The organism is Flavobacterium sp. GW823-FHT04A11, from assembly GCF_058796535.1.
The window spans coordinates 1,548,922-1,561,186 of the sequence record NZ_CM179503.1; the positions used below are offsets into that span (position 1 = coordinate 1,548,922).

A 12,265-nucleotide genomic window follows, 5' to 3' on the forward strand; every position below is an offset into this window, starting at 1 on the left:
GAAAGAGATTCAATTACTTCAATGGAACATTCCGGTCAGAAACTAGATAAATACTATATCAAAAAAGTAGATGCTGATAAAAAAAGCATTTACTGCCACCACGATTTGATGGGAGAATTGTTTGTGCCGACGCATAAACACGAAAAAGGACAAATGTTGTATGCCGAAGGCGATGTAGTTTTTGTCACAACCGAAACCAAATCCTATTTTTTACCGGCAAGGCATTTTATCTGGATTCCGAGTGGGGTGGCGCATAGTATTGAACCGAAATCTGAAAGTGTGACGATGCGAAATTTGTATTTTCCGGTTGAAAAAGATGAAGATGTTTTTTATCAAATCGAAGGCATTTATCCGGTCAATAATTTACTGTTGCAAATGATGCTTTTTACAAATAGATGGAATGGTGATCTTAAAAAAGGAACTCCCAATTTTACCATTGCAAAAGCAATCAAAGCAATTCTGCCTCAAATTTGCACTATAAATTTGCCTTTAGAATTGCCACAGCCAAAAGACAAAAGACTTAGCAAAATCCTGCGTTATATCGAAAATAATCTGGGAGAAACGATTCTGTTTGCTGATGTGGCGCATGAATTTGGTTTTAGCGAAAGATCTTTATATCGCTTGTTTCAAAAAGATCTCAAAATGTCTTTCATTCAATATTATACTATTCGAAGAATTCTAAAAGCGATTGAACTTCTGCTTGACAGAAAACTTTCGGTCAAAGAAATTGCTCAGGAAGTTGGTTACAGCAGCGTGCCGACATTTAGCAATACTTTCTTTAAATTCCTGGGGCAAAGACCTTCAGATTATTTAAACGGGGAGAATATTTTGAAAAGCAGATGAAATTATTCTCTCGCAGATTTAGCAGATCAAGCAGAAATTATATTTAAATAAAAAATCTGCCGAATCTGCTAAATCTGCGAGAGAAAAAAAGTATTTCACGCAGATTCTTTAGAATTAATGCAGATTCTGCAGATAACCAATAGAAATAAATCGGCTTAATCTCCAAATATGCGAGAAGTTTACTTCATAAAAAAAATAATAATCTGCGCACCTCTGCTTAAATCCTTTTAAAATCTTAGAACCAAATCTATTTTTAATGCGCTATTATTCAGTATTTTTTATATAACGTTTTCGAAAATTAGAATTTTAACATTTGTCCGATATGAATATGTTATTGACTTTTTAGAATTATCAGTCATGGAAAAAATGCAGGAACTTTGCACTTTAAAAATATTTATATATTCATGTTCCTTAAAACAACAAATTCTACAGAAAATAGTTTTCTCAAAATCGTGTTGATATTTCTAATTATATTGACATTTAATGGTTTACAGGCTCAGGAAATTCATTCGGTTTCTTTGAATGAAGCGCTGAAACTGGCGAAAGAAAACAATAAAAAAATCCTTAGATCTCAATTAGAGACGACGCTTTCTGAGCAAAACATCAAAGAAAGAAAAGAACTCCGCTTGCCGGATATCGAATTAAACGGCGAGTATTCCAGAATTACCAATATCACGGAATTTAAAGGAAATGGTTTCCTGAATGGTAAAGAAGTCACAAAGGCAATTCCTGAAATTTATCAGGTGAATTCCACTTTTAAAATGCCAATTTACGCGGGGAATAAGATCAATAATGCGATCAAAATTGCGAATCAGGAAAGTGAAATTGCGAAAATAAAAACCGAAAAAACCGAAAATGATATTGAGCTTGAAGTTGTGGCCAATTATCTGGCGATTTATAAAATGATGGAACTTCAGAAGATTTTTGAAGAAAATATTAAAGAAGAAAAAAGCCGATTAAAAGAAGTACAGTCACTTCAAAAACATGGAACGGTAACCAAAAACGAAGTTATAAGAGCCGAATTACAGCTTTCGGACCGTGAATTAAATTCGCTTACAAATTCTAAAAATATAAAGATTGCACTGCATGACTTAAAGACTTTGATTCAGCTTCCTGAAAACGAAGAAATTGTGATTGATACAACATCGAATATTGATAAAATGAATGGCCTGGATCCGTATGATTTTTATTTGGAAAAAGCTTTTCAGAACGAAGAAATGCGAATCGCCAGCCAGGAATTAAACATTAAAAAAACCGAACTGCAATTGGTTAAAGGGAATTATCTGCCAACGGTAAATTTCTTCGGGAATTATGGTTTTTATTATCCAAACTATAAATTTTTTCCGCCAAATCCGTATTTGTACACTTTAGGACAAGTTGGTATTGAAGCGCATTTTGATATTTCGGCTTTATATAAAAACAAAACCAAAGTGCAGCAGGCAACGACGGAAATTGAATGGCAGAAAATGCAGTCTGAAATCACAAAAGATGAAATTCAGGATCAACTTTTTAAAGAGCATACACAATATCAGGAAATCCTTGAAAAATTTGTGGTGGTTGATAAGGCTTTGGATTTGGCCAATGAAAATTACCGAATCGTAAAGTTGAAATACTTAAACCAACTGGTTTTAATTACCGAAATAGTCGATGCGGATAATGCTTTACTTCAGGCAAAGTACAACAAAATTTCAACTCGATTAGACGCCGTTTTAAAACATTACGAATTGCTTCATACGGCCGGAATAATGCCAGATGAGATTTAGAAAGAGCATAGAGGCAAGAAGTTAGAAGAAAGAGTAAAGAGTAAAGAGAATAGAGTAAAGAGAATAGAACTAATAAATAGATATAGAGTTTATGGTTAAGATAAAAAATGAAACTAAGAGAAACAGAACGTTTCATGTATTAATAACAATTATTGCCTGCGTATTGGTGGCAAGCGGAATCATTTTAGGGATTTGGTTTTATGTATTCAACAGAAACCACGAAGAAACCAATGACGCTCAGGTGGAACAATATGTAACGCCAATTATGTCACGAATTACGGGTTATGTGCAGGAAGTTCGTTTTGAAGAAAATCAGTTTGTGCATAAAGGTGATACTTTGGTTGTAATTGATAATCGCGAATACAAATCAAAATTGAATGTGGCGCTGGCCGATGTTCAAAGCGCGAAACAAAGCAGTGTTGTGGCTGAGAAAAATGTGGCAACAACAGCAAGTTCTACTGCAATTGGCGAATCGCAACTGGCTGCAGCCAAAACCAATCTTTGGAAAACAAAATTAGAATACGAAAGATATCAGGCTTTAGTAAAAGACGAAGCGGCAACATCACAACAATTAGAAAAAGTGAAGGCAGATTACGAATCGGCGCAAGCGCATTTTCAGGAAATGCGTGATAGAATTCAGTCTTCAAATTTAAGCACTTCGCAAGCGCAGGCAAATGTCCCTACGATGCAAACGGTTATAGAATCGAAACAAGCCTTGGCAGATAATGCAGCGTTGTTTCTTTCGTACACTATAATTACCGCACCTTATGATGGGTGGGTTGGAAAAAGAATTCTGCAGCCGGGACAATTGGTTAAAGAAGGACAGTCGCTGCTTTCTATCGTAAGTAAAGAAAAATGGATTACGGCCAATTTTAAAGAAACACAATTGCAATATTTAATCGTTGGTCAGGAAGTGAGAATTCAGGCTGATGCGGTAAGTAACAAAGAATTTAAAGGAATAATCACTTCATTATCGCCTGCGAGCGGTGCAAGATTTTCGTTATTGCCTCCGGATAATGCAACAGGAAACTTCGTGAAAATTGAACAAAGAATTCCGGTTCGTATTCAATTGAAAGATACCGATAAACAAGCTGATTTTTTAAGAGCCGGAATGAATATCACTGTTATTGCGGAACACAACTAAAATGGAAGATAAAAGTATTTTTAAATCCTGGGTTCCTAAATGGGCAATCATTACTATTTTGTTTGTCTGTTTGCTGCATTCCATGATTTTATTGGGAGTTTATACCTCAAACGTAACGTACGCGGCAAGTTTTCTGGACATCGAGCCCGAAGATTTGCAGTTTGCGATGTGCGTTACGTACGGAACTTTGCTGGCTACGATTTTGATCGAAAGTAGATTTTCGAGTTTTTTCCCGGCAAAAAATTATCTGATGGCGGTTTATTCCCTAATCGGAATTACGATTATTTCATCGGCATATATTACCAATTTTTATCTTTTTTTATTGCTAAGAATTGCAGAAGGAATCTTAATGGCGCTTCCGGTAATCACGATCAGACAATTATTGATCGAGCAATTTCATTCTAAAAATGCCATTATAATTGGGTTTTCCTTTTATTACGGTTCGCTATTATTGTCAACGCCTTTTATTATGAATATTGCCGTTTGGTTTCTGGATCATTACGATTGGAAATACATGTTGTATGTTTCGGGCGGACTTCAGGTTTTGAATGTATTTTTGATCTTAGTCACTTTTCGCGGACACCGAATCACAAAGAAAATTCCGTTGTATCAAATTGACTGGATCAGTTATATTCTGGTTTTAACGGCGATTCTTTGCGGCGCTTACTTTTTTGTTTACGCCGAAAAAAAATACTGGTTCGACTCTTCTCAAATGGTTTTAATGTTAATAATTTCCTTGATAACAGGAGGTTTATTCATCGTTAAAGAACGTTTGGTAAAAAGACCCACTTTTAACTTTGAAGTTTTTAAATATGCCAATCTTCGCATAGGGTTTTTGTTGTTTTTCCTTTTTTACATAAGCAGAGCAACGCTAAGTCTGTGTCATTCGGCGATGTTTTCGATTTGGAATTGGGATCCATCCCGAGTTGCGGGCGTACAGTATATAAACGGATTAGGAAACGTAATTGGACTTATTTTAGCTGCTTATTTCCTGATGAAATCTGTTTCGACCAAAATCATTTTTATCATTGGTTTTTCGCTTATTGCGCTGTTTCACTTTTGGTTTACGTTTCTTTTTGTGCCGGATGTGGCGTTGTCAGATATTATCATTCCGTATGTCTTACAAGGAATTGGGGTTGGGTTTTTATTTGTGCCCTTGATATTATTTACCACATCTTCTGTTCCGGCAAAAATGGCGGTTTCTTCGGGGATTGTTGGGGTTTCCGGACGTTTTTGGGGAAGCACAATTGGGTTTTGTGTGATGCAGAACGCAATGGCATTTTTAAATAAAAAACACTTTCTCAAACTCAGCCAATTCGTCACAGGCGATAATCCGCAAGCTCAGGAAACAATCTCTAAAACAGCACAGAGTTTCGCCGCAAAAGGATATTCGCTTGACGAGTCAAATGCACTTGCTTTAAAAAAACTATTCGGAACCATTACCAAACAATCGACTTTATTGGCCGATATGGAAATTTATACCATTGTAGGATATGGTTTGGTGATTTTGATTATTCTTATTGCTTGTAATCAGCATTTAAGACAGACTATTACTTTGGTTAAGAGTAAGATTTGGATTGGCTGATTTAATCGCGCAATCCCGATAGCTATCGGTAGCAGAGGCGCAAAGTTTTATTTATAGCCACAGATTAGAAAGATTAAAAGGATTTTTTCACGCAGATTCTGCAGATTTAAGCAGATTTATTTTTTGATGAATTATAATAATTATCTGCGCATATCTGCTTAAATCTTTTTAAATCTGCGTGAAAGAACAAACTTTGCGACTCTGCACGATTAAAAAAACTCAGCGAATCTTTGCGAGAAACCTTCGTGAATCTCTGTGAAATAACGCTTTATTACCTTATCTTGCAACCGTTAAAACAAAATTTATAATGAAGCAGCAATGTGTTATTTTTGATATGGATGGCGTGATTTGTCACACCAATCCACATCATGCAAAGGCTTTTGAGGCATTTTTTGATAAATATGAAATTCCACACTCAGAACAAGAGTTTGAAGAACATATGTACGGAAAACATAATGGATATATTATGTCGCATTTTTTCAAGCGCCCAATTGCGGGAGAAGAACTTATAAAACTCGAAGACGAAAAAGAAGGAATGTTTCGTGATATTTATAAAGACAAAGTCGAAACGATTCCGCATTATTTGGAATTTTTAAGCGAACTGAAATCTCGTGGTTTTAAAACTGCTGTTGCAACATCGGCTCCGCGTGCCAATCTCGATCTTATTTTAAATGCATTGAAATTTGGAGGCAAAATGGAATCGGTTATGTCTAGCGAAGACGTGAAATTTCACAAACCAAATCCCGAAGTTTATTTAAAATCTGCAGAACGTTTGGGGGTTTCTCCATCTGATTGTATTGTTTTCGAAGATTCTTTTTCGGGCGTTACAGCGGGATTAAATGCCGGAATGAAAGTCGTTGGCGTTTTGAGCACGCATACAAAAAAACAATTGCCGCCATGTAGTTTTTATATCAATGATTATAGTGAAATCAATGTGAATAAGATTTTGGAAATATTAAATGGGTAAAATTTTTGAACCATATAAGAGATATAAGTTCATTTAAATAAAATGAGCATAATTTGAATAACCTTCAGTTTTGACTGGAGGTTTTTTTATGTTTTCGAAGCAAAATTAAAAATCTTCCCAGAATATTTTTTTATTATGATCAACGAGATATAGGCAAGGTTTTCCCTTTAAGTCTTGTGCTTTTTTGATGTCAAAAATATAGGATCCTTTAGATTCTTTGTTTCTCTCTGTGCCACAGTCGCTCCAATTGAGTTTGTATATTTTTTTGTCATTTATAAATCCGCTAATTTGTTCGTATGGGATTCCGCTATCAAAAAGAAATTCCTTGTAATTTATATATTCTGTTGAACTTCCATTTTTTAAATCGCCAATAAAAGTTCCTGCAATTACTAAAGAATCAAGATTTTCTCCAGTTTTATTGTAAAACTTTACATGAAGATTTTTATAATTTAGATAAAAGATTGAACCAAATATTATCAAAATAATGAAGATCAAGATTTCTGTTTTTCTTTGTTTTGATAATTGAATCACTTTTATAAAGATTTGTAGTAAGTAAATTTTTAAATAATTGATGTTCAGTCTACAAAGAATATCTTAGAATAGGAAATATAATTGCTAAGCTAAAATATAGACAAACAGATAAGCTTAACAGAAACCATAGAATTTTTGGAAGAAGCTTTATTTTTAAAACCCATATAATTGAAATAGAATTAGCGAAAGATAGAACGATAAATAATAAAGTTAACATTAAACTGCCAAAACTGCCATATTCATATATCCATCGAAATTCATCAGAAAATCTAAATCTCTCAACATAACGTTTTGTTAGGTAGCTTAAAATAGACAAAACAGGAATTGCAATTGCAAATTTTTGTATTAGATGAAGGCTGCTGTATTTTTTCAATTTAGTGTTGGAAGGTTTTTATTTTATGGAGAAATTACCTATTCTTGATCTTCAAAAAAACTTCGTTTCTAAACCAATTTTCATCTTCTGGAGTTTCAAAAACTCGTTTTGGAAGGAAAAAAGTTTGACCTTTTGAAATATATAAAATGTAAAGATCTTTTAATTCTAAAACTTTTATAAAATTTTTCACATCAATTGTACTCTCAGATATTTCTCCCATTTGGGAAATGATTCTATCTGAGAAAATTTCATGTTGTCTTTCGTTAAAAATGATTTTGTTTTCCTTTGAGTTTGTAAATCTCCAAAATTGAAATACTATAACTAATGGATATGCAAAACCAAAGATGATTATGAAATTATCAGACGAATCTTTATTATCAGTAAAAAGAATTGTAGTAGAAATTAAAAAAATAAATGCAAATAGCCACCATCGCTTTTTTAATAAAATTCTAAGAAGGAATGAGAAATATTCTTTTTTTGTGAGTTGAAATTTTTTGGTTTTAATCATTGCAGGTTAGTGGAAATTGAATTTAAGGTTTTTATTTTAAAGGGAAATCAAATAATTCTTTTGGTTCGATATCTAAAGCATTTGCAATTTTCACAAGCGTTTTTACTGTAGTGTTTATTTTTGCTCTTTCTATTCTTGCTATTTGAGATTTAGGAATACCGCAGTCATCAGCTAAATCTTGTTGAGATAAGTTTTTCTTTTCACGTAATTGTCGAATGTGAATTCCAAGACTGGCAATAAAGGTTTCTTCTGAAATATCCATATTTCAAAAGTCATAAGATTTATTTTTTACAAGGAGGCATATATGCGTACAAATGTATTATATTTGATGCATCTAAAAAATAAGACAATGGCTACAGAAAGTTTTCCTAAAGAGGTTGAAATCAGAATAAAAGATTTTATGATTGATGTTATGGATCCGAAAGATCTGGCTAAGGCAATACGAAAAGTAAATTATGTCCTCACTTTAGCCGTAATGAGAGAATGCGAAACGATCGAATGTGAAATAAAAGACATCGAAGATAATTTTTATTGGCTCAACAAATTTGCAGAAGTTTTAGATCCTTATTTGGATGTTGATTGAAATGAGGTTTTCATCTAGTGTGATTTCTCCCTTCGATCGAAATGACAAATATTGCGATTACTGTATCATTTCGGCGAAAGCCCGATAATAAATAATAATTTTTATACTTTAAATTATGAGCAAAAACAATCTTTCAGAAGAAACAGAAAAGAAACTAATGGATTTTTTTAACAACACCATAGATCCGGAAAATTTTTCAAAAGCAATTCGACAATTAAATTATATAATTGCTTTAAGCAAAGTAAATGAAAACAGAAATTCTCAAAAAGAAAATTTAGAGCGAGGTTTTAATTGGTTGAATGAATTAGCAGAAATTGTAAATCCTTATTTTGAATATAAGAAAAGTTGAGATTTTGTTCCTCAGAAAATAAACATTCTAAAAACAAAAAAGCTTCTGATTTCTCAGAAGCTTTTTTTCAGTGCGGATAATAGGACTCGAACCTACACGCCTTGCGGCACCAGATCCTAAGTCTGGCATGTCTACCAATTTCACCATATCCGCTCAATTGTGGGTGCAAAGATAAGCATAAGTTCGAATTTTCAAAGCAATTTTGAAAAAAAATATTAATTCTATTTTTTGTATTTTTGAAATTCTATAAAAATCATTTAAATGGAAAATATAAAGTCATACGTTCAACAACATAAAGATCGGTTTATCAACGAATTGATCGAATTATTAAAAATTCCGTCCGTAAGTGCAGACACTGCCTATTCGCAAGATGTTATCGATACTGCCGAAGCTGTTAAAGAAAGTTTGTCAAAAGCAGGCTGCGATTTAGTCGAAGTTTGCGATACTCCGGGTTATCCAATTATTTATGGAGAGAAAATAATCGATCCAAATTTACCTACCGTTTTAGTTTACGGACATTACGATGTTCAACCGCCAGATCCAATGGAATTATGGACATCGCCACCTTTTGAACCGGTTATCAAAAACACAGAAATTCACCCTGAAGGCGCAATTTTCGCCCGTGGAGCTTGTGACGATAAAGGCCAAATGTACATGCACGTAAAAGCGTTAGAACTTATGGTTCAAACCAATACATTGCCTTGTAACGTAAAATTCATGATCGAAGGCGAAGAAGAAGTAGGTTCGAAAAGTTTAAGCTGGTTTGTAGAACGCAATCAGGAAAAACTGAAAAACGACGTAATTCTTATTTCAGATACCGGAATGATTTCAAACCAACAACCGTCGATTACGACCGGATTGCGCGGTTTGAGTTATGTTGAGGTTGAAGTTACAGGTCCAAATCGTGATTTGCATTCAGGACTATACGGTGGAGCAGTGGCGAACCCAATTAATGTTCTGGCAAAAATGATCGCTTCTTTGCACGACGAAGACAATCATATTACCATTCCAGGTTTCTATGATAAAGTTCAGGAATTATCTGCTGAAGAAAGAGCCGAAATGGCAAAAGCGCCTTTCAGTTTAGAAAAATATAAAAAAGCCTTAGACTTAAACGATGTTTACGGCGAAAAAGGATATGTAACCAACGAACGCAACTCGATTCGTCCAACATTAGACGTAAATGGAATCTGGGGCGGATACCAAGGCGAGGGCGCAAAAACGGTTATTGCCAGCAAAGCTTTTGCTAAAATCTCGATGCGTTTGGTTCCAAATCAGGATTGGCATGAAATCACAGATCTTTTTACAAAACATTTCACCAGCATTGCTCCGGCCGGAGTTACCGTAAAAGTAACGCCGCACCACGGTGGACAAGGTTACGTGACGCCAATTGACAGCATTGGATATCAGGCAGCAAACAAAGCGTATACAGAAACGTTTGGAGTTCCGGCAATTCCGGTTCGTTCAGGAGGAAGTATCCCGATTGTGGCATTGTTCGAAAAAGAACTAAAAAGCAAAACGATTTTAATGGGCTTTGGTTTAGATTCTGATGCGATTCACTCACCAAACGAGCATTTCGGAATCTTCAATTACTTAAAAGGAATCGAAACTATTCCGTTGTTTTACAAGTATTTTGTAGAGCTTTCAAAGTAATGGTTTTGCCACGAAGGCGCTAAGACACAAAGTTTTTTAAGATTTAGATCTTTGTCAAAGTTTAAAACTTTGACAAAGATGAATCTCAAATTATATAAAATCCGTTCAGAAGTGAGCGGATTTTTTTATGGGCGTTCTCCGCCGCGGAGGACGGGCTTTCGGCTATATCTTTTATTCCATTTCATTCCATAAAAGGATACCGCCTCTATCCCTAACGCTTAGAAAAGGTACAGAGTTTCAGAGGTTCAAAGGAACAAAGGTTTTCCGTAGAGACGCACAGCAGTGCGTCTAAACTTGCCGAGGCTGAAAGCCGAACTGGCGAAGCAAACATGAAACATGAAACAAAAAAAACGCTGACCCTTTGTAATTTTGAAACTTTTTTCTTGCATATTAAAAATTAATCTCTACATTTGTAGAACAAAATCTATAAGTGTAGAGTAAAAACAAACAAATGCGTCAACTTTTCATAATCTTATTTTTCGGACTGATGCTTTTGGGATGTAAAAGCAAACCCATCAATCAGAAAATCGACAAGAAAAAAGAAGGCGTCTGGATTGATAATTACGAGCAAGATAGTGTCAGATACAAATCATTTGAATATTACAAACACGATCAGCCTGTAAAAAAGTGGAAATCGTACATCAACGGAAAAATCTATAAAACCGAGAAATACAAAAACGGAATTTGCACCGTAAAATATTATTATGAAAACGGAAAAGTACAATCAAAAGGAAAAACAAAATTAGAAACCAATTCAGTAGAAACACACTGGTTTTATTTTGGAGATTGGAAATTCTACTCTGATAAAGGAAAATTAAACGAAATCAAAAAATACAATAATGGTGAATTGATATCGGAACAAAAAATAAAATAATCTTAATCCTGACCTTATGAAAAAACTAATTGCTTTCTTTTTTATTTTAGTGAATTGCTTTTCTATGGAATCTCAAACGTATAAAGATTTTATTCAAAAAGGAGATTCGTGTTATAATGCAAAAGAGTATAAATTATCTGTTGCTTATTTTGAAAAAGCATTTAAAATACAGCATACAAATTCGTCTCATTTATACAACGGAGCATGCGCCGCGGCATTGTTTAAGGATGATAAAAAGGCATTTAACTGGCTGAATTTGGCAATTGATAATGGATATGAAAATATTACTCATCTTAAAAAAGACAATGATCTTGAAGTTTTGCATGCTAAAAAAGACTGGGATAAGACAATAAACAAACTTCAGAAAAAACTAGATGTGATAGAAGCTAATTATGATAAACCATTGCAAAAAGAACTTTTGGAAATTTATGCAGACGATCAGGATATTCGTAGAGATTTCATGAAAATTTATAAAGAGAAAGGTTCAGGAAACAAACAAGTTGACAGCATTGGAAAAATCATGATTTATAAAGACAGTATAAATCTCATTAAAGTCACTAAAATACTAGATGAAAAAGGCTGGGTAGGAAAAGACGTTATTGGAGCGCAAGCCAATCAAACTTTATTCTTGGTCATACAACATTCAGACTTAAAATACCAGCAAAAGTACTTGCCTATGATGAGAGAAGCGGTAAAAAAAGGTGATGCAAAAGCAAGTTCGTTAGCTTTACTTGAAGACAGAGTCGCTTTAAGAGAAGGACGCAAACAAATTTATGGAAGCCAGATTGCAACTAATCCAGCAACGAAAAAACAGTTTATTTCCCCGCTTGAAGATCCTGACAAAGTAGACAAAAGACGTGCAGAAGTTGGCCTTGAACCATTGGTCGATTATGTAAAAAAATGGAATATAATCTGGGACGTCGAAGCCTATAAAAAAGAGCTTCCGGAACTAGAAAAAATTGATCAGCAAAAAAAATAAAATAATAGTAAAGAATAAAGAATAAAGAATAAAGAATAAAGAATAAAGAATAAAGAATTTATTTTAATGATAAAAAAACTTTAAAATCATTTTAACTTGTGGCAAAAAAAACTCAG

13 protein-coding genes and 1 tRNA gene are annotated in these 12,265 nt (G+C 34.0%); 10 read left to right on the forward strand and 4 right to left on the reverse strand.

Features of this window, described 5'->3' with window-relative positions:
• Positions 1-21: 21 nt before the first annotated feature.
• The 5 genes from AC3QL1_RS06775 to AC3QL1_RS06795 all read left to right on the forward strand — a co-directional run bounded on the left by AC3QL1_RS06775 (position 22) and on the right by AC3QL1_RS06795 (position 6,302).
• Complete coding sequence (locus AC3QL1_RS06775) at positions 22-843, forward strand: helix-turn-helix domain-containing protein (RefSeq protein ID WP_492496229.1); 822 nt, start codon at positions 22-24, stop codon at positions 841-843.
• Between the two features lie 452 nt (positions 844-1,295).
• Complete coding sequence (locus AC3QL1_RS06780; RefSeq protein WP_492496231.1) at positions 1,296-2,606, forward strand: TolC family protein; 1,311 nt, start codon at positions 1,296-1,298, stop codon at positions 2,604-2,606.
• A 91-nt stretch (positions 2,607-2,697) separates the two neighbouring features.
• Entirely contained in the window at positions 2,698-3,750 is a 1,053-nt protein-coding gene (locus AC3QL1_RS06785) for an HlyD family secretion protein (protein WP_492496233.1), read from the forward strand.
• Position 3,751: 1 nt separating this feature from the next.
• Complete coding sequence (locus tag AC3QL1_RS06790) at positions 3,752-5,335, forward strand: MFS transporter (RefSeq protein ID WP_492496234.1); 1,584 nt, start codon at positions 3,752-3,754, stop codon at positions 5,333-5,335.
• A 307-nt stretch (positions 5,336-5,642) separates the two neighbouring features.
• Complete coding sequence (locus tag AC3QL1_RS06795) at positions 5,643-6,302, forward strand: HAD family hydrolase (RefSeq protein WP_492496236.1); 660 nt, start codon at positions 5,643-5,645, stop codon at positions 6,300-6,302.
• Between the two features lie 105 nt (positions 6,303-6,407).
• Here AC3QL1_RS06795 and AC3QL1_RS06800 read toward each other — a convergent pair whose 3' ends face one another.
• The 3 genes from AC3QL1_RS06800 to AC3QL1_RS06810 form a co-directional block, all read right to left on the reverse strand.
• Positions 6,408-6,833 (reverse strand): hypothetical protein, encoded by a 426-nt coding sequence (locus AC3QL1_RS06800; RefSeq protein ID WP_492496238.1) that lies wholly within the window; start codon positions 6,831-6,833, stop codon positions 6,408-6,410.
• A gap of 407 nt (positions 6,834-7,240) precedes the next feature.
• Positions 7,241-7,714, reverse strand: coding sequence for a YcxB family protein (locus AC3QL1_RS06805; protein WP_492496240.1), 474 nt, complete (start codon positions 7,712-7,714; stop codon positions 7,241-7,243).
• A gap of 31 nt (positions 7,715-7,745) precedes the next feature.
• Entirely contained in the window at positions 7,746-7,976 is a 231-nt protein-coding gene (locus tag AC3QL1_RS06810) for a helix-turn-helix domain-containing protein (protein WP_492496241.1), read from the reverse strand.
• Between the two features lie 87 nt (positions 7,977-8,063).
• Here AC3QL1_RS06810 and AC3QL1_RS06815 point away from each other — a divergent pair, with 87 nt between their 5' ends.
• Together AC3QL1_RS06815 and AC3QL1_RS06820 are read left to right on the forward strand one after the other, a co-directional pair.
• A complete protein-coding gene (locus AC3QL1_RS06815; RefSeq protein ID WP_492496243.1) occupies positions 8,064-8,297 on the forward strand; it encodes a hypothetical protein in 234 nt (77 codons plus the stop codon).
• A gap of 115 nt (positions 8,298-8,412) precedes the next feature.
• On the forward strand, positions 8,413-8,646 hold the full coding sequence (locus tag AC3QL1_RS06820) for a hypothetical protein (RefSeq protein ID WP_492496245.1): 234 nt from the start codon (positions 8,413-8,415) through the stop codon (positions 8,644-8,646).
• 71 nt (positions 8,647-8,717) lie between these two features.
• Here the strand turns inward: AC3QL1_RS06820 and AC3QL1_RS06825 are convergent.
• A tRNA-Leu gene (locus AC3QL1_RS06825) sits at positions 8,718-8,799 on the reverse strand.
• A gap of 108 nt (positions 8,800-8,907) precedes the next feature.
• On the opposite strand from AC3QL1_RS06825, the gene AC3QL1_RS06830 reads away from it, so the two are divergent.
• From AC3QL1_RS06830 to AC3QL1_RS06840, 3 genes are all read left to right on the forward strand, one after another.
• A complete protein-coding gene (locus tag AC3QL1_RS06830) occupies positions 8,908-10,296 on the forward strand; it encodes a dipeptidase (RefSeq protein WP_492496247.1) in 1,389 nt (462 codons plus the stop codon).
• A gap of 451 nt (positions 10,297-10,747) precedes the next feature.
• Positions 10,748-11,170 (forward strand): toxin-antitoxin system YwqK family antitoxin, encoded by a 423-nt coding sequence (locus AC3QL1_RS06835; RefSeq protein ID WP_492496248.1) that lies wholly within the window; start codon positions 10,748-10,750, stop codon positions 11,168-11,170.
• Between the two features lie 16 nt (positions 11,171-11,186).
• On the forward strand, positions 11,187-12,149 hold the full coding sequence (locus AC3QL1_RS06840) for a DUF6624 domain-containing protein (protein WP_492496250.1): 963 nt from the start codon (positions 11,187-11,189) through the stop codon (positions 12,147-12,149).
• Positions 12,150-12,265: the final 116 nt, after the last annotated feature.

Bases quoted from the DNA above. Each gene is read 5' to 3' on its own strand.
- AC3QL1_RS06810 (WP_492496241.1), bottom strand. From the start codon at position 7,976: ATGGATATTTCAGAAGAAACCTTTATTGCCAGTCTTGGAATTCACATT.
- AC3QL1_RS06785 (WP_492496233.1), top strand. From the start codon at position 2,698: ATGGTTAAGATAAAAAATGAAACTAAGAGAAACAGAACGTTTCATGTA.
- AC3QL1_RS06815 (WP_492496243.1), top strand. From the start codon at position 8,064: ATGGCTACAGAAAGTTTTCCTAAAGAGGTTGAAATCAGAATAAAAGAT.
- AC3QL1_RS06840 (WP_492496250.1), top strand. From the start codon at position 11,187: ATGAAAAAACTAATTGCTTTCTTTTTTATTTTAGTGAATTGCTTTTCT.
- AC3QL1_RS06830 (WP_492496247.1), top strand. From the start codon at position 8,908: ATGGAAAATATAAAGTCATACGTTCAACAACATAAAGATCGGTTTATC.
- AC3QL1_RS06820 (WP_492496245.1), top strand. From the start codon at position 8,413: ATGAGCAAAAACAATCTTTCAGAAGAAACAGAAAAGAAACTAATGGAT.
- AC3QL1_RS06775 (WP_492496229.1), top strand. From the start codon at position 22: ATGGAACATTCCGGTCAGAAACTAGATAAATACTATATCAAAAAAGTA.
- AC3QL1_RS06805 (WP_492496240.1), bottom strand. From the start codon at position 7,714: ATGATTAAAACCAAAAAATTTCAACTCACAAAAAAAGAATATTTCTCA.
- AC3QL1_RS06790 (WP_492496234.1), top strand. From the start codon at position 3,752: ATGGAAGATAAAAGTATTTTTAAATCCTGGGTTCCTAAATGGGCAATC.
- AC3QL1_RS06835 (WP_492496248.1), top strand. From the start codon at position 10,748: ATGCGTCAACTTTTCATAATCTTATTTTTCGGACTGATGCTTTTGGGA.
- AC3QL1_RS06795 (WP_492496236.1), top strand. From the start codon at position 5,643: ATGAAGCAGCAATGTGTTATTTTTGATATGGATGGCGTGATTTGTCAC.